Origin of the sequence: Priestia sp. 40 (assembly GCF_049368575.1) — a bacterium.
Classification (GTDB): domain Bacteria; phylum Bacillota; class Bacilli; order Bacillales; family Bacillaceae_H; genus Priestia; species Priestia zanthoxyli.
Genome location: NZ_JBMPZA010000005.1, coordinates 1,338,273 through 1,356,113, shown reverse-complemented (window position 1 = coordinate 1,356,113; position 17,841 = coordinate 1,338,273). Strand labels below are relative to the sequence as shown.

The window sequence follows — 17,841 nt, the reverse complement described above, 5'->3', positions numbered from 1 at the left end:
CTACTTACTTTAAAGTAATAGGGAGTTAAATAGATAATGATTGAGGGTTGAACTGATAGGCTATCTGCATTATCTAATTTAGAAATCACTACTTAAAATGATTTTGGAGGGAAACATTCATGTCTGCAAAATGGGAAAAACAAGAAGGAAATCAAGGCGTTTTAACAGTAGAAGTTGAAGCTGCTGAGTTTGATAAAGCCTTAGATAAAGCATTCACAAAAGTTGTAAAGCAAGTAAACGTACCAGGGTTCCGTAAAGGTAAAATGCCTCGTCCACTTTTCGAAAAACGTTTTGGCGTAGAGTCTTTATACCAAGATGCACTAGACATCTTATTACCTGAAGCTTACAGCAATGCAATTGTTGAAGCTGGTATCGAGCCGGTTGATCGTCCAGAAATCGATGTTGAAACAATCGAAAAAGGACAACCTTTAGTTTTCACTGCTAAAGTAACTGTTAAGCCTGAAGTTAAATTAGGCGAATACAAAAACTTAGAAGTAGAAAAAGTAGATACAACTGTAACAGATGAAGACGTTGAAGCTGAATTAAAAACACTTCAAGAGCGTCACGCTGAACTAGTTGTTAAAGAAGAAGGAACTGTAGCTGAAGGTGATACAGCTGTAATCGACTTTGAAGGTTTTGTTGATGGCGAAGCATTCGAAGGCGGAAAAGGCGAAAACTATTCTTTAGAAATCGGTTCTAACACATTCATCCCTGGCTTTGAAGAGCAACTAGTTGGTCTTGAAGTAGGCGCTGAAAAAGAAGTGGAAGTAACATTTCCTGAAGAGTATCACGCTGAAGAGCTAGCTGGTAAAGCTGCTAAATTCAAAGTGAAATTACACGAAATCAAATCTAAAGAGCTTCCAGCTTTAGACGATGAGTTTGCAAAAGACGTAGATGAAGAAGTAGAAACTTTAGAAGCGTTAAAAGCAAAAACAAAAGAAAAATTACAAAGCGATAAAGAGAATCAAGCGGAATCAGCTCTTCGCGACACTTTAGTAGAAAAAGCTGCTGAAAATGCTGAAGTAGAAATTCCAGAAGCAATGTTCAACACTGAAATGGATCGTATGATGCAAGAGTTTGAACAACGTTTACAAATGCAAGGTCTTAACCTTGAACTTTATTTCCAATTCTCAGGTCAAGATGAAAAAGCTCTTCGCGACCAAATGCGTCCGGATGCTGAAAAGCGTGTGAAAATCAACTTAACGCTAGAAGCTATTTCAAAAGCTGAAAATCTTGAAGTAAGCGAAGAAGAAGTAGAAAAAGAATTAGAAAACATGGCAGGAATGTACAACATGCCTGTCGAAGAAATTAAGAAAGTGCTTGGCAGTCTTGATAGCATTAAAGAAGACATGAAAGTACGTAAAGCAGTTGAATTTCTTGTAGAAAACAGCAAAGCTGTTGCATAATAGTAAGTAAGAAACAAGGCGCGACTTGATCGTGCCTTGTTTTATAAACTTCAATAGTTTTTTTATATCATAACCAACACCGTAGAAGCAGCTTTAACCCATTGTTTGAAATCCGTGGTTATGAAATAGGCCCAATAAGAGGACACTATATAATAGCAGATCTCCATTCTGTTATGCTCATCAACAACATATACATAAAACGTTTTAGTATCTATTCAAGAAAATGTATGGTAAAATGCAATACAAATCTTTTCATAGCGCTTTTACTATGTGATAAAGAGGGGCATTTACCTACAAATAGATGAGTTGTTCATGTTGTTGGGCTATAGCGCGGATAGAAATCAGCTTCGAGCACTTTAGTAAATACTACAAGGGGTGAAAATTATGTTTAAATTTAACGATGAAAAAGGGCAGTTAAAATGCTCATTTTGTGGTAAAACACAAGAACAAGTACGCAAGTTAGTTGCGGGTCCAGGTGTTTACATATGCGATGAATGTATTGAACTTTGCACGGAAATCGTAGAAGAAGAGTTAGGTACAGAAGAAGAAGTAGAATTTAAAGATGTACCAAAACCAAAAGAAATTCGTGACATTTTAGATGAGTATGTAATTGGCCAAGAGGATGCGAAAAAATCGTTATCCGTTGCGGTATACAACCATTACAAACGAATCAATTCAAACAGTAAAATTGATGACGTTGAGTTATCAAAAAGTAATATTGCATTAATTGGACCTACAGGAAGCGGTAAAACTTTACTAGCTCAAACATTGGCTCGTATTTTAAACGTACCGTTTGCGATTGCAGATGCAACATCTCTAACAGAAGCGGGTTATGTAGGAGAAGATGTTGAAAACATCTTATTAAAATTAATTCAATCAGCTGATTACGATGTGGAGAAAGCTGAAAAAGGTATCATCTACATCGATGAAATTGATAAAGTAGCGCGTAAGTCTGAAAACCCATCTATTACACGTGATGTATCAGGTGAAGGTGTGCAGCAGGCTCTTCTTAAAATCTTAGAAGGTACTGTAGCAAGTGTTCCTCCTCAAGGTGGACGCAAACACCCTCATCAAGAATTTATTCAAATTGATACAACAAATATCTTATTTATTTGCGGTGGTGCATTTGACGGAATCGAACCTATTATTAAGCGCCGTCTAGGTAAAAAAGTAATTGGTTTCGGTTCAGAAACAAAACAACAAGACTTTACAGAAAAAGAGTTACTAGCAAAAGTATTACCGGAAGATTTATTAAAATTTGGTTTGATTCCAGAGTTTATTGGTCGTTTACCGGTTACTGCTAGCTTAGTACCTCTTGATGAAGAAGCGCTAGTTGAGATTTTAACAAAACCTAAAAATGCACTAGTGAAACAATATCAGAAAATGCTTGAACTTGATGACGTTGAACTTGAGTTCGAAGACGAGGCTTTAGTAGAAATTTCTAAAAAAGCAATCGAGCGTAAAACAGGTGCTCGTGGTCTACGTTCAATCATTGAAGGTATTATGTTAGATGTAATGTTTGATCTTCCTTCACGTGATGATATTACAAAATGTATTATCACAGGTGAAACTGTTCGTGATCAAGCGGCTCCTAAGTTCGTATTAGAAGACGGATCTACTATTCAAGAAGGCAGCAAAACATCAGCATAAAAAAAGCCAGGTACTCAAATTGAGTACCTGGCTTTTTTCTGTTGATAAAGGACAACTAAATTTTACTTTTTACTAGAATCTTGTTTATTCCTACTGCTGCAAGGAGATAATAACTGATAATTATCTTACTAAACTGCGCAGGAGGTTTATCTATGAACTGGACGAATATTGCCTTAATGGTCCAACTTTTTTTTGGTATCATCATTGGCTTATATTTTTGGAATTTATTACGCAATCAGCGTACGCAAAAAGTCTCAATTGACCGGGATTCAAAGAAAGAAATGGAGCAATTGCAGAAAATGAGAGCCATCTCTTTAACTGAGCCGCTTGCCGAACGTGTGAGGCCGTCTAGCTTCTCCGATATTGTCGGCCAAGAAGATGGAATTCGGTCACTAAAGGCTGCCCTTTGCGGCCCTAATCCACAGCACGTGATTGTATACGGGCCGCCTGGAGTAGGAAAAACAGCAGCAGCACGTTTAGTGTTAGAAGAAGCAAAAAAAAATAAAAAATCACCTTTTAAACAAGCAGCAGTATTTGTAGAGTTAGATGCAACTACGGCGCGTTTTGATGAGCGAGGCATTGCTGATCCTTTAATTGGGTCTGTTCATGATCCCATTTACCAAGGAGCGGGTGCCATGGGCCAAGCTGGAATTCCGCAGCCAAAACAAGGAGCGGTTACAGATGCACACGGGGGAATTTTATTTATTGATGAAATTGGAGAGCTCCATCCTATTCAGATGAATAAGCTGTTAAAGGTTCTAGAAGATCGAAAAGTGTTTATGGAAAGCGCTTATTACAGTGAAGAAAACACACAAATCCCGACACACATTCACGATATTTTTCAAAATGGTTTGCCAGCAGACTTTCGTTTGATTGGTGCGACGACTAGAACGCCTAATGAAATTCCACCTGCCATTCGTTCCAGATGCGTAGAGGTATTTTTCCGTGAGCTTGATCGCGACGAAATTATTACAGTTGCAAAAAAAGCAGCAAATAAAGTAAGAATGGATATATCAGAAGAAGGTTTATCTCTGTTTTCTACATATGCACGCAATGGACGTGAAACGGTTAATATGATGCAAATTGCGGCTGGATTAGCGATATCAGAGGAACGAACGGACATTAAAAATGAAGATATTGAATGGATTGTTCATTCTAGTCAACTATCTCCAAGACACGATCCGAAAATTGCAGATGAGGAAAAAGTTGGACTTATTAATGGGTTAGCGGTGTACGGGCCCAACTCTGGAGCACTTTTAGAGATTGAAGTCAAAGCGATTCCTGCAAAAGAGAAAGGGAACATTATTATTACGGGTATCGTTGAAGAGGAAAGTATAGGGACTCAAGGGAAGTCTATTCGCCGTAAAAGTATGGCTAAAAGCTCAATTGAAAATGTCATAACTGTTCTTCGCTCGATGGATGTTCCAGCCGATGAGTATGATATTCATGTGAACTTTCCGGGGGGAGTGCCAATTGATGGGCCTTCTGCTGGTATTGCTATGGCAACAGGGATCTACTCAGCGATTTATGAAGTGCCAATTAAACATACGGTAGCAATGACAGGAGAAATTGGTCTGCACGGCAACGTAAAGCCAATTGGCGGTGTAATTCCAAAAATCAAGGCAGCAAAACAAGCAGGCGTTCAGACGGTGATTGTGCCAAAAGAAAATATGAATGCAATGGTAGAAAAGGTAAAAGGTATCGATATTATTCCTGTCCATCATTTAACAGAAGTGTTTGAACAAGCACTATTGTCTGTACATGAGCATGTTGCACATTTGTCGGTAGATCCAGCTATTTCAAATAGAGAATCTAGCTAATTCTATCATGATAATTAAAAATTAATGGTCAGATGAATATTCATCGCCTTTTTCGCGTATAAAACCTTTATACACAGCCAACGAAAAAGGCGTTTTTTTATGAAAAGAGCTTAAAAAGATATATTTTGCCTTTTAATTCTTTCTCATGATACAATTAGTAATTACTATTGTTAGACAATGTGTATACAAATGAGATAAAATTGTTAAAAGAATTCACACTTTACATACTTTAATTGACGAGCATTGGAGGTGTTCATTGCATGGCAGAAAAAGAAAAATTGACAATGCCGCTATTGCCTTTACGAGGTTTGATCGTCTATCCGACAATGGTGCTTCATTTAGATGTTGGGCGAGATAAATCTGTGCAAGCATTAGAAAAAGCAATGATGGATGATCACTTAGTTTGTTTAGTATCACAAAAAGATATGGGTATCGATGAACCAACAAAAGAGGATTTATATAGAACCGGTACGTTAGCAAAAATTAAACAAATGCTAAAGCTGCCGAATGGAACGATGCGCGTCTTAGTAGAAGGACTAAATCGCGTAACCGTTACAGAATTTGAAGACAGCGAAGAATATTTTGTTGTACACGTGGAAAAGCAAAACGAAGAACATCAGGTTGATGTAGAAGATAAAGCGCTGATGCGCACGCTTTTAGACTATTTCGAACAATACATAAAACTTTCCAAAAAGGTGTCCGTTGAAACTCTTTCAACCGTAAGTGACATTGAAGAACCAGGAAGATTAGCAGATATTGTAGCCTCTCATTTACCAATAAAAATTCAGCTTAAACAAGAAATTTTAGAAACAACTGATGTGAAAGAAAGATTAAATACGATCATTTCTCATATTCAAGACGAGCAAGAAGTTTTGCAGCTGGAGAAAAAAATTGGACAGCGTGTAAAGAAATCAATGGAACGCACTCAGAAAGAGTATTATCTTCGTGAGCAAATGAAGGCGATTCAAAAAGAGCTTGGAGACAAAGAAGGAAAGACAGGAGAAGTAGCAACACTTCGCGAAAAAATTGAAGCAAGTGGGATGACGGACCATGTCAAACAAGTGGCGTTTAAAGAATTGGATCGCTATGAAAAAATTCCTGCTACCTCCGCTGAAAGCTCAGTCATTCGAAATTATATCGAGTGGTTGATTGCGCTACCTTGGACAAATGAAACGGAAGATACGCTCAATATTCATAATGCTGAACAAGTGCTGAACGATGAGCACTATGGCCTTGAAAAAGTGAAGGAACGCGTATTAGAATATCTAGCTGTGCAGCAGTTGACAAAATCTCTTAAAGGTCCTATTTTATGTTTAGCAGGACCTCCTGGCGTAGGGAAAACATCCCTAGCCCGTTCAATTGCTACGTCTCTAGATCGTCATTTTGTACGAGTATCTCTAGGCGGCGTGAGAGATGAGTCGGAAATCCGCGGTCATCGTCGCACGTACGTGGGAGCTATGCCTGGACGCATTATTCAAGGAATGAAAAAAGCAGGAACGATTAATCCGGTATTTCTGCTTGATGAAATCGATAAAATGTCAAATGATTTCCGAGGAGACCCGTCTTCTGCTTTGTTAGAAGTATTGGATCCTGAACAAAATCATAATTTCAGCGATCACTATATAGAAGAAACGTATGATTTATCAAAAGTGATGTTCGTGGCTACAGCTAATAACTTAGCTACGATTCCAGGGCCGCTGCGCGATCGAATGGAAATTATTCAAATTGCTGGTTACACGGAGCTGGAAAAGCTTGAAATCGCGAAGCGTCACCTATTGCTGCGCCAGCTAGAAAATCACGGATTGCAAAAGGGCAATTTACAGATTCGTGATGACGCGTTAACAGCAATCATCCGTTTATATACGAGAGAAGCTGGTGTTCGTAACCTTGAACGCGAAATTGCTTCAATTTGCCGAAAAGCAGCTCGTATCGTAGTCTCTGGCGAGAAAAAGCGCGTGGTGGTGACGGCCAAAACGCTTGAAGAATTCCTTGGTAAGCCTAGGTTCCGTTACGGACAGGCTGAGACGGAAGATCAAGTCGGCGTTGCTACAGGTCTTGCTTACACAACTGTAGGAGGAGACACGCTAGCCATTGAAGTAAGCTTGTCCCCTGGTAAAGGAAGACTAGTGCTAACTGGAAAGCTTGGAGACGTGATGAAAGAATCAGCTCAGGCAGCATTTAGCTACGTGCGTTCAAATGCAGAGAAACTAGGAATTGATGAAAAGTTTTATGAAAAACATGATATTCATATCCATGTTCCAGAAGGAGCTGTACCAAAGGATGGACCTTCTGCAGGAATTACCATTGCCACTGCTCTAGTATCAGCACTAACGGGTAAACCAGTGCGTAGAGAAGTAGGAATGACAGGAGAAATTACACTAAGAGGTCGCGTATTACCAATCGGTGGATTAAAAGAAAAGTCACTTAGTGCACATCGTGCCGGATTAACTAAAATATTAATCCCTCATGATAATGAACGTGATATTGAAGATATCCCTGACAGTGTACAAGAGGAATTAGACATCGTTCTTGTGTCACATGTGGACCAAGTATTGGAACATGCGCTAGTAGGAGAGGTAAAATGAAAGTAACTCAAGCCGATATTGTCATCAGTGCCGTACGCCCTGAACAATATCCTAAAGAAAACCTGCCAGAATTTGCGTTAGCAGGCCGTTCAAATGTAGGAAAATCATCTTTTATTAATAAGATGCTCAATCGCAAAAGCTTAGCGCGTACGTCGTCTAAGCCTGGAAAAACTCAAACACTTAACTTCTTTTTAATTAATGAAATCCTTCACTTTGTAGACGTACCTGGCTACGGATTTGCAAAAGTGTCTAAAAAAGAGCGTGAAGCATGGGGGAAAATGATTGAAACGTATTTAACAAATCGCGAGCAGCTTAAAGCTGTGTTAATGATTGTTGATCTACGCCATGCCCCTTCAAAGGATGACGTTATGATGTATGAGTTTTTGAAGCACCATGACCTTCCCGTTATGGTTATCGCGACGAAAGCTGATAAAATTCCTAAAGGAAAATGGCAAAAGCACTTAAAAGTAGTGAGAGAAACGCTAGATTTAGATCCAAATGATGAATTAATTCATTTCTCATCTGAAACAGGTGAAGGAAAAGATAAGGCGTGGAAATCTTTGCAGTATCGCATGACTCACTAAACAAAGGAATAGAAGTTAAAAAATGGAACGTTTATCATCACTCTAACAGGAAGTGAGTCAAACGTTCCATTTTTTTAACTTGTTTACATAGATTACTTTCGTTTGAAAAATAATAAATATAGCCCAACTAGTAACAATAAAATAGGCCAGAAGGTAGTTAAATAATTTACGCCGTCTTCAACTTTTGGCAAAAATAGTTTAAGACGGTCTGAAAACATCATTAAAATGGCAATAATTAAAAGGGTGCCGCCTTGGAAAAAGCCTGATTTGGCTTTTCTAGCACTGAGTAAAAAGCTAATGGCCACCATAAAAACGACCATGCTAATATTCGTAGGCCAAAAGGGAATTTGTTCACTTACATAGAAATGAATACCTAAAGTGATTAATATGTAGCTTGCAAGCAAGTTTGAATGATCTTGAGATAAAGCAGACTCAGTTAACAGGGCTGCTCCTATTAAAATTAACAGTACAGGCCACGTGTATACCTTTGCTGCAATGCTCATATGTAGTTCATTCAGTAAGAAAAAGATTCCAAATCCAACTAGTAAGACACCAAAAAACATTGATTGCTTTTTCATAGTAACCTCCAGGTGTTTCAAAACAGAAAACGTGATAAAACGCTGCTTTTTTGATACAATTTATTACGGAATAACAGTTAATATCTTAACACATGTTTTCAAAGACTGTTCACATTTTTTTTTCGAATGACTTATAGAACATGTTATAATAGTTAGAGATAAGGCGAAGCTTACATCTGTGTAATGCCCGCCGTTTTTTACGAATAGTAGAATGAAGAACGCCGGATTTTACGGGCAGTTATCTCACTGTAGCTCTTTGGAAATTTAGGGGTTACTGCCCGTCAAATTCGGATAAATAAGCACATTTCAATTATAGGGGGTATGTACAAATGCATATTATAGCAGTCGGCTTAAACTTTCGAACAGCCCCTGTTGAAATAAGAGAAAAGCTTAGTTTTAATGAGCAAGAACTAGCATCTGCCATGAAAACGTTAAGCGGCCAAAAAAGTATTTTGGAAAACATCATTGTTTCAACATGCAATCGTACGGAAATTTATGCTGTTGTTGATCAATTACACACGGGCCGTTATTATGTAAAAGCATTTTTAGCTGAATGGTTCGGAATAGATAAAGAAGAGTTTTCGCCTTATTTAACCATCTATGAAAATGATGGAGCCATCGAACATTTATACCGAGTAGCATGTGGATTAGATTCAATGGTGATTGGTGAAACACAAATTCTTGGACAAGTGCGTTCAAGCTTTTTGCTTGCTCAAGAAGAAGAAACAATTGGAACGGTTTTTAATCAGCTGTTTAAACAAGCGGTGACATTAGCCAAAAAAGCACATCATGAAACAGAAATTGGTGCGAATGCAGTTTCTGTCAGCTATGCAGCCGTAGAGCTTGCTAAAAAGATTTTTGGAGACTTATCATCCAAACATGTGTTGATTCTTGGTGCAGGGAAAATGGGTCAGCTTGCCGTACAGAATTTATATGGCAGCGGAGCTAAAAAAGTAACGGTAGTGAATCGAACATTTGAAAAGGCACAAGAGCTAGCAAATCGTTTTTCTGGAGAAGCCAAACCATTTGCTGATCTTCAACAGGCTTTAAGCGAAGCAGATATCTTAATTAGTTCAACAGGAGCTAATGACTATGTAGTAACGAAACAAATGATGAGTGAAGCCGAGCGTACGCGTAAAGGTCGCCCATTGTTTATGGTAGACATCGCCGTTCCGCGTGACTTAGATCCAGCACTAGATGAGCTAGAAACGGTCTTTTTATACGATATCGACGATTTGAACGGGATTGTAGAATCCAACTTGCAAGAGCGTCAAAAAGCTGCGGATGAAATTGAAATTATGCTTGAAGCTGAAATTGTTGCTTTCAAGTCATGGCTTGGTACGTTAGGCGTTGTGCCTGTTATTTCTGCACTTCGTCAAAAAGCACTTACGATTCAAGCTGAAACGATGAAAAGCATTGATCGTAAGCTCCCAGATTTATCTGATCGTGAGCGCAAAGTTTTAAATAAACATACAAAGAGTATAATTAATCAACTTCTTCGCGATCCAATTTTACACGCGAAAGAATTGGCTGGAGAGAAACATGCTGAAGAGTCTTTAGAGCTGTTCATGAAGATTTTTAATATTGAACAGGAAGTTGCTTTACAAAAAGAAAAAGAAGAGCAGCTTCATCCATCGATTACGTCTCATTCAGTAGCTTATCAGTCTTAAGTGAGGATTGAATAATGGTTGATATGGAATTAACCAGAATCTATGAATTGATTGTGATTTTATACGCGGTGAGCGTTTTATTATATTTTATTGATTTTGTACAAAATAACCGGAAGGCAAACTCGATAGCCTTCTGGTTACTTTCTATTGTGTGGGTTTTGCAAACAGCCTTTTTAATTTTAAGAATGTTTGAGACGGGAAGGTTTCCTATTCTTACCGTTTCTGAAGGGCTGTATTTTTACGCGTGGGTGTTAATTACTCTTTCACTTGTGATTAATCGCCTGTTCCGCGTTGATTTTATGGTGTTTTTTACAAATGTGATTGGTTTCTTAATTATGGCTATTCATACGTTTGCTCCACTTGAAACATACACTGCTGTCCAGTCGGAGCGCCTTGTGTCAGAATTATTAATCATCCATATTACCATGGCTATTTTATCTTACGGCGCTTTTTCAGTCTCTTTTGTTTTTTCCGCTCTGTATCTTGTTCAGTATAATTTATTGAAAAAGAAGAAATGGGGCAAGCGCTTGCTAAGAATTGAAGATTTAACAAAGCTAGATTACATGTCCTATGTATTGATTTTAATTGGTGTACCGCTGTTATTGCTTTCGTTAATCTTAGGAATCATATGGGCTTATATTAAATACGTAGATTTTCATTGGTACGATACAAAAGTGTTAGGTTCATTTTTAATGTTTGTTGCATACAGCGCTTACTTGTATGCTAGACTGCGTAGAGGTATTCAAGGAAAGGCAATCGCGATGTGGAATATTGGATTGTTCTTAGTCTTACTTATTAATTTCTTTTTATTTGGCAGTTTATCGAATTTTCACTTTTGGGGTTCGTAATTAGGAGGACAACATGCGAAAAATTATTGTCGGCTCTCGTCGAAGCAAACTTGCGTTAACACAGACCAAGTGGGTCATTGAACAGTTAAAAAAACAAGGTCTTCCTTTTGAATTTGAAATTAAAGAAATGGTGACAAAAGGGGATCAAATTTTAAATGTAACGCTGTCCAAAGTAGGCGGTAAAGGTCTTTTTGTAAAAGAAATTGAACAAGCCATGTTAGATAAAGAAATTGATATGGCCGTTCATAGTATGAAAGATATGCCGGCTGTTTTGCCAGAAGGATTAACGATTGGATGTATTCCTTTACGAGAAGATCATCGTGATGCGCTTATCTCAAAAAATGGTGAGCGATTTGAGGAGCTACCAAGCGGTGCTGTGATTGGGACAAGCAGCTTGCGTCGAGGGGCACAGCTTCTATCTATGCGTTCAGATATCGAAATTAAATGGATTCGAGGAAATATCGACACACGCCTAGAGAAATTAAAAAATGAGGATTACGATGCGATTATCTTGGCTGCTGCAGGGTTATCTCGTATGGGCTGGTCGAAAGATACGGTCACTCAGTACCTAGAGCCGGAAATAAGCATTCCCGCCGTAGGACAAGGAGCTTTAGCTATCGAATGCCGAGAAAATGACCATGAATTATTATCGCTTCTTCAAACTCTAAATCATGATGAAACGGCTCGTGCTGTTAGAGCTGAACGCGTATTTTTAAAAGAGATGGAAGGCGGATGCCAAGTGCCGATTGCGGGTTATGGTCGTATATTGGACGGCGGAAACATTGAGCTAACGTCGCTAGTCGCGTCTCCTGATGGCAAAACGATTTACAAAGAGCACATTACGGGAAAAGACCCCGTTGCTATCGGTTCAGAAGCTGCTGAGCGCTTAACATCTCAAGGAGCTAAGCTTTTAATTGATCGTGTAAAAGAGGAGCTGGACAAATAATGAGTCATGAGGCTCCTCTTTTTTTGAAAAAAGTTTTGATTACAAGAGAAGCGAAGCAGGCTCATTCATTTGCAGCACAGATTAAAAAGCTTGGAGGCATACCTTTAAGCTTACCAGTCCTCACGTTCGCACGTTCTAACAATGAAAAAGAAGTGGAAAATGTCCTGCTGTCGATTGACGGTTTTGATTGGATTGTTTTTACAAGTCAAAACGGCATTTCTTTTTTCTTTGAATGGCTAAAAGAGTTAAATATCAGCTGGAGTGCTTTAAAAAGATTAAAAGTGGCTGCGGTTGGAGAAAAAACCGCAAAATTGCTAGAAAAACACGATGTTAACGTACAGCTTGTTCCAAAAGAATACGTTGCAGAATCACTTCTTGAGTCGTTAAAAGCAAATGTGTCACATCACGAGCGAGTTCTCCTTGTACGAGGACAATTAGCCCGCTCTGTTTTAAAAGATGGGTTAAAAGAGTGTGAGGTAACGGATTTAGTTGTATATCAGACCATTCGAAATCAAGACTCTGAAGGCTTGGTTAAGCAACATTTAGAAACAGGAATTGATGCCATTACTTTTACAAGTTCTTCTACAGTGAGATTTTTTGTCGAGTCAGTTAAAGATATTCCGAATTGGCTTGAGCTTATAAATAGAACCAAAGTTGTTTGCATCGGTCCTATTACGAGTCAGACAGCGAACGAATATGGAATTAAGCATCTTGTTCCTAACACATACACAATAAATGGTATGATAGATATGTTGGTTAGTTGTTTTGAATAATAAAGGAGGATTTTAACATGAAAGATTTACAATTTACACGTCATCGTCGTCTTCGTAATTCTGTAAATATGCGTGCACTTGTACGTGAAACACATTTACATCCTGAAGACTTTATATATCCTATTTTTATTGTAGAAGGTGAACAAAAAAGAAATGCTGTAAAATCAATGCCAGGTGTGGATCAAATTTCTTTAGACTACTTGAATGATGAAATCCAAGAGTTAGTCGATTTAGGAATCAAGTCAGCTATGGTATTTGGTGTTCCAGCTGAAAAAGATGCGGTCGGCTCACAGGCATACCATGACCACGGAATTGTCCAAAAAGGTATTCGTCAAATTAAAGAAAATTTTCCAGACTTTGTTGTTATCGCAGATACATGCTTGTGTCAATACACAGATCATGGCCACTGTGGTGTAATTGAAGACGGAAAAATCTTAAACGATCCTAGCCTTGACTTATTAGCGCGTACAGCAGTTAGTCAAGCTAAAGCAGGAGCGGATATTATTGCGCCTTCAAACATGATGGACGGTTTCGTGGCAGCTATTCGCCATGGTCTAGATGAAGCTGGATTTGAAGATGTGCCTGTGATGTCTTATGCTGTTAAATATGCATCTGCTTTTTACGGACCATTCCGCGATGCAGCGCATTCTTCTCCTCAATTTGGAGACCGTAAAACATATCAAATGGACCCAGCCAATCGCTTAGAAGCACTTCGAGAAGCGGAATCTGATGTCGAAGAAGGAGCAGATTTCTTAATTGTAAAACCAGCTCTATCTTATTTAGACATTATGCGCGATGTGAAAAATACGTTTAATTTACCGGTAGTGGCTTATAATGTGAGCGGTGAATATTCAATGATTAAAGCGGCAGCTCAAAACGGCTGGGTAAATGAAAAAGAGATTGTTCTTGAAAAATTAATTAGCATGAAGCGTGCAGGAGCGGATTTAATTGTAACGTATCATGCTAAAGACGCAGCACGCTGGTTATCTGACAAGTAATTAAGGAGGCTTATACATGAGAAGTTATGAAAAGTCAAAAGCAGCTTTTTTAGAAGCGCAGCAATTAATGCCGGGTGGAGTAAACAGTCCTGTTCGTGCATTTAAATCAGTAGATATGGATCCTATTTTTATGGAACGAGGAAAAGGCGCTACGATTTACGATATTGACGGCAACAAATATATTGACTACGTCTTATCATGGGGACCTTTAATTCACGGACATTCCAACGATCAAGTAGTTGAAGCAGTAAAGAAAGTAACGGAATCTGGTACAAGCTTTGGTGCACCAACATTAATTGAAAATGAGCTTGCTAAGGTTGTGATTGAGCGCGTTCCTTCAATCGAAATCGTCCGTATGGTGAGTTCAGGTACGGAAGCAACGATGAGCGCACTGCGTTTAGCACGTGGCTATACGGGTCGTAACAAAATTTTAAAATTTGAAGGTTGTTACCATGGACACGGTGACTCTCTTCTCATTAAAGCTGGCTCAGGCGTTGCAACGTTAGGCCTACCAGATAGCCCGGGAGTGCCTGAAGGAATCGCTAAAAATACGATTACAGTGCCGTACAATGATTTAGAAAGCGTACAATATGCTTTTAAAGAATTCGGAGATGACATTGCCGGAGTAATCGTTGAACCGGTAGCAGGAAATATGGGTGTGGTACCACCTCAGCCAGGTTTCTTACAAGGGCTTCGTGATATCACATCAGAATATGGGTCACTGCTCATTTTTGATGAAGTAATGACAGGGTTCCGCGTAGCGTACAACTGTGCACAGGGCTACTATAACATTACGCCTGACTTAACTTGCTTAGGAAAAGTAATCGGTGGTGGTTTACCAGTAGGTGCTTACGGTGGTAAAGCTGAAATTATGGAGCGAGTTGCACCAAGCGGCCCGATTTATCAAGCAGGTACATTATCAGGTAATCCGCTTGCGATGACAGCTGGATACGAGACGTTAACGCAGCTGACACCTCAATCCTACGATGAGTTCATTCGTAAAGCAGATCGATTAGAAGAAGGATTGATGGCAGCAGCTGAAAAATATGATGTGCCGTTTACGGTAAACCGAGCTGGTTCAATGATCGGTTTCTTCTTTACCAACGAACAGGTAATAAATTACGAAACAGCGAAAACATCGAATTTAGATTATTTTGCAGCTTACTATCGTGAAATGGCTAATGAAGGCGTGTTTTTACCTCCTTCTCAATTCGAAGGAATGTTTCTATCAACTTCTCATACAGATGCAGACATTGAACATACAATTGCAGCAGCTGAAAAAGCTTTTTCGAAGTTACGTGGATAAACAGCTAAATGAGATTGGTTTTTATATCAAAGCTTACGGAGGATTCCGTAAGCTTTTTTAGTTTTCAAGACATATTTTAATTTATTTGTTCATACATCTTTAATGACCGCGCTATTACCTGGCGGGTGTTGGAAGGGGGAGAACAATTTGTCGCAGGATAATTTATCATGTCTGCGTTTTTCCGTAGAAGAATCAGTATGGTTTCAAAAAGGACAGGAAGTCTCACAACTTTTGTCTATCTCCTTAGAGCCTCAAGTATCTATTCAAGAATATGACCAATATGTGTCTATTCGAGGAGCATTACAATTAACAGGTGAATACGAAACGTACGAGGGAGAGCACTCGTTACGCGAATATACAAATGAGAATCAAGTGCAATCTATCTCTGTCCGTGAAGACGGAACGGCTGAATTATCACATCAATTTCCTGTTGATATTACCATTCCTAAAAATCGTATTCAAAGTATTGAAGATGTATATGTATCTATTGATTTATTTGATTATGAATTACCAGGCACAAATCAGCTGCAGCTAATGGCTGACTTGTCCATCACAGGATTGTACGGGGAACAGCATGAAGAACGAGAAGAAGAGGAAGAGTTTGCGGAAGAACAGCACATCGTCTCCTATGAAGAAGTGGACGATGCTGAAGAGGTATATACTGAAAACTTTGCTCAAGAAGAAGAGGAACAAGAGGAGCAAGAGTTTGACGTAAGCTATCGTGAAGCTCCCGCACTTTTAGAGGCAGAGGCTATTGAAGAAGATCATTCAGAAGAGCCTCCTAGTTATTTTTCATCTGTATTCAAAAAAGAATCTCGTGCTGAGCCGGTCGTGGAATATGAAGAGGAAGCATATGAACCATTTGAAGTCGAAGTGAAAAAAGAGGCGCAAATCGAGGAAGAAAGAGAAGACAATGTGATTGAGCTCTTTCAGCTTCGTCAAGAGCACGAAAGCTTCGAAGAATCGCAAGCTAGTGAATTGAATACGTATGCTGACGTTCAGCAAGAGACTGAGCAGGAAGAAGCTGAGCAAGAAGAGGAAAAGATTATTGTTGAATTTCGGAAAGAAGAAAATGAAAGCGGCCGAAATGAAAACGCCCTTTATTTAACAAAGCTCTTTTCGCGGGAAGAAGAAGCTTTTTCAACGTGGAAGCTCTGTATTGTTCAAGACGGAGATTCGCTTGATACGATAGCAAACCGCTATAATACGAATGTACAAAACATTTTACGAGTGAATAATTTAGGAGATGAATATGAGCTGGAGGAAGGAAGCATCTTAAATATTCCCGTTCGTTAAAGTCGGAAAGAAAACAGTTTTGACGCATATAATGTCTTAACTGTTTTCTTTATTTTTTACGAGGAAGGAGAATATAGATGCAGCGGACAGTAGCAGACTACAAAGTATTGTTAAAAGAATATGACTTAGATGTTGACTTTATCGAAGACTACGGAAAAGTAAAAAAAGTCTATACAAAAACTGGCGTATTTGCGCTTAAAGAAATGGCGAATCATCAAGAGCGAAATCAGAACTTCATTCAAAAGCTGCAGAACGTGTATCAAAAAGGGTGGATGGGCTTTGTCCCTATTTATCAAACGAAGCGTTCTCAGCCTATTGTTTCAGATGAAAGCGGCTCGTATTACTTAATGCCGTGGCTCCCAAATAATCCAACCGAAGAGCGTGATATTCGATATCATAAATTATTTCAAGAGCTTGCTAAGCTTCACGGCGCTTCGGCGCAGGAAGTAGAAGTGAAAAAAGAAGATATAGAAAATCATTATACATCGATGAAAGAAACGTGGGAAAAACGTCAGGAAGAGCTGAAGCAGTATGTAGTAGAATGCGAGAAGAAAGTGTATATGTCCCCGTTTGAATTGCATTACTGTACATTTTATTATGAAATGACAAGAGCGCTTGAGTTTGGTTTTGGAAAGCTCGATCAGTGGAACGATGAAATGGAAGAAAAGGAAAAGATCCGGCTGGTTACGTCTCATGGAAAGCTATCGGCTAAACATTTTATCTATGACGAACGGGGAAATGGTTTTTTTATTAATTTTGAACATGCAAAAGATGCTTCACCGATTTATGATTTGGTCTCATTTTATTTCCGTACTCTTCGCACGTACCCAGTAACGACCTATGACAGCTATGAGTGGTTTAGTACGTATGAAAAACATTTTGCTCTCAGAGAAGAGGAAAGACTGCTTTTGCACAGTTATTTAGCGTTTCCAGAACCCTTGTATCAGTGTATCGTTCAATATAGGCAGCATAAAGAAAGTAAAACGGAGCTTGAACATATGCAGTCATTTATTCGAGCATACTGGCTAACAAAAAACATTGAACAGCTCAATATTAAAATATTTGAAGTAGATCAGCAAAAAAAAATGGCAGCGGAAGCAGCTGCACAAGCCCAAGCGAACGAATAGCGCTTGGGTTTTTAAATCCAGTCCGAATATAAAGCAACCGCTAGTATGGCAAGTAGTGCCAACAACAGTACATCAAAGGTTGTAGGGAAAAATAGTGTACGTATACCTTGAAAAATTGTTAAAGGAACAATAAACTGTCCACAAGCCGCTCCTGCTGTTTTGAGCCATCGCTGCAGCTGATACGAATTTACATTTATTCGTTTCTTCATTTGTACATGCCCCTTTCAATCCACGTGCCCAGGTTAAAGTCAGTA

Annotated in this window: 15 protein-coding genes; 13 read left to right on the top strand and 2 right to left on the bottom strand. The window is 38.9% G+C overall.

The features are described from left to right. Positions 1-119: 119 nt before the first annotated feature. The 5 genes from tig to yihA all read left to right on the top strand — a co-directional run bounded on the left by tig (position 120) and on the right by yihA (position 8,045). Positions 120-1,406, top strand: coding sequence for a trigger factor (tig, locus tag ACO1DI_RS08115; RefSeq protein WP_016765666.1), 1,287 nt, complete (start codon positions 120-122; stop codon positions 1,404-1,406). A 384-nt stretch (positions 1,407-1,790) separates the two neighbouring features. Further along, positions 1,791-3,056: an ATP-dependent protease ATP-binding subunit ClpX gene (gene clpX, locus ACO1DI_RS08110; protein ID WP_013059367.1), complete on the top strand. Its 1,266-nt coding sequence runs from the start codon at positions 1,791-1,793 to the stop codon at positions 3,054-3,056. A gap of 152 nt (positions 3,057-3,208) precedes the next feature. Continuing rightward, a complete protein-coding gene (lonB, locus tag ACO1DI_RS08105) occupies positions 3,209-4,876 on the top strand; it encodes an ATP-dependent protease LonB (protein ID WP_014458104.1) in 1,668 nt (555 codons plus the stop codon). Positions 4,877-5,136: 260 nt separating this feature from the next. Then, on the top strand, positions 5,137-7,461 hold the full coding sequence (lon, locus tag ACO1DI_RS08100; protein ID WP_014458105.1) for an endopeptidase La: 2,325 nt from the start codon (positions 5,137-5,139) through the stop codon (positions 7,459-7,461). Continuing rightward, positions 7,458-8,045 (top strand): ribosome biogenesis GTP-binding protein YihA/YsxC, encoded by a 588-nt coding sequence (gene yihA / locus ACO1DI_RS08095; protein WP_013059364.1) that lies wholly within the window; start codon positions 7,458-7,460, stop codon positions 8,043-8,045. The genes lon and yihA overlap by 4 nt, the downstream gene beginning before the upstream one ends. Before the next feature lie 92 nt (positions 8,046-8,137). On the opposite strand, the gene ACO1DI_RS08090 is transcribed toward yihA, so the two are convergent. Next, a complete protein-coding gene (locus tag ACO1DI_RS08090) occupies positions 8,138-8,623 on the bottom strand; it encodes a LiaF transmembrane domain-containing protein (protein WP_013059363.1) in 486 nt (161 codons plus the stop codon). A gap of 329 nt (positions 8,624-8,952) precedes the next feature. On the opposite strand from ACO1DI_RS08090, the gene hemA reads away from it, so the two are divergent. The 8 genes from hemA to ysxE all read left to right on the top strand — a co-directional run bounded on the left by hemA (position 8,953) and on the right by ysxE (position 17,587). Next, a complete protein-coding gene (gene hemA / locus ACO1DI_RS08085) occupies positions 8,953-10,293 on the top strand; it encodes a glutamyl-tRNA reductase (protein ID WP_014458106.1) in 1,341 nt (446 codons plus the stop codon). A gap of 14 nt (positions 10,294-10,307) precedes the next feature. After that, positions 10,308-11,141: a cytochrome C assembly family protein gene (locus ACO1DI_RS08080; protein ID WP_013059361.1), complete on the top strand. Its 834-nt coding sequence runs from the start codon at positions 10,308-10,310 to the stop codon at positions 11,139-11,141. Positions 11,142-11,154: 13 nt separating this feature from the next. Beyond that, positions 11,155-12,087, top strand: a complete 933-nt coding sequence (gene hemC / locus ACO1DI_RS08075; protein ID WP_226701637.1) for a hydroxymethylbilane synthase — start codon at positions 11,155-11,157, stop codon at positions 12,085-12,087. Next, entirely contained in the window at positions 12,087-12,860 is a 774-nt protein-coding gene (locus tag ACO1DI_RS08070; protein ID WP_014458108.1) for a uroporphyrinogen-III synthase, read from the top strand. The genes hemC and ACO1DI_RS08070 overlap by 1 nt, the downstream gene beginning before the upstream one ends. Positions 12,861-12,877: 17 nt before the next feature. Next, the gene (hemB, locus tag ACO1DI_RS08065) at positions 12,878-13,858 is read left to right on the top strand and encodes a porphobilinogen synthase (RefSeq protein WP_014458109.1); all 981 of its coding nucleotides are present in this window, start codon (positions 12,878-12,880) and stop codon (positions 13,856-13,858) included. 16 nt (positions 13,859-13,874) lie between these two features. Beyond that, the gene (gene hemL, locus ACO1DI_RS08060) at positions 13,875-15,164 is read left to right on the top strand and encodes a glutamate-1-semialdehyde 2,1-aminomutase (protein WP_013059357.1); all 1,290 of its coding nucleotides are present in this window, start codon (positions 13,875-13,877) and stop codon (positions 15,162-15,164) included. Between the two features lie 147 nt (positions 15,165-15,311). After that, positions 15,312-16,460, top strand: a complete 1,149-nt coding sequence (gene spoVID, locus ACO1DI_RS08055) for a stage VI sporulation protein D (protein WP_042991865.1) — start codon at positions 15,312-15,314, stop codon at positions 16,458-16,460. A 77-nt stretch (positions 16,461-16,537) separates the two neighbouring features. Beyond that, positions 16,538-17,587, top strand: coding sequence for a spore coat protein YsxE (ysxE, locus tag ACO1DI_RS08050; RefSeq protein WP_013085128.1), 1,050 nt, complete (start codon positions 16,538-16,540; stop codon positions 17,585-17,587). An 11-nt stretch (positions 17,588-17,598) separates the two neighbouring features. On the opposite strand, the gene ACO1DI_RS08045 is transcribed toward ysxE, so the two are convergent. Next, positions 17,599-17,796 (bottom strand): hypothetical protein, encoded by a 198-nt coding sequence (locus tag ACO1DI_RS08045; protein WP_013059354.1) that lies wholly within the window; start codon positions 17,794-17,796, stop codon positions 17,599-17,601. Positions 17,797-17,841 lie beyond the last annotated feature (45 nt).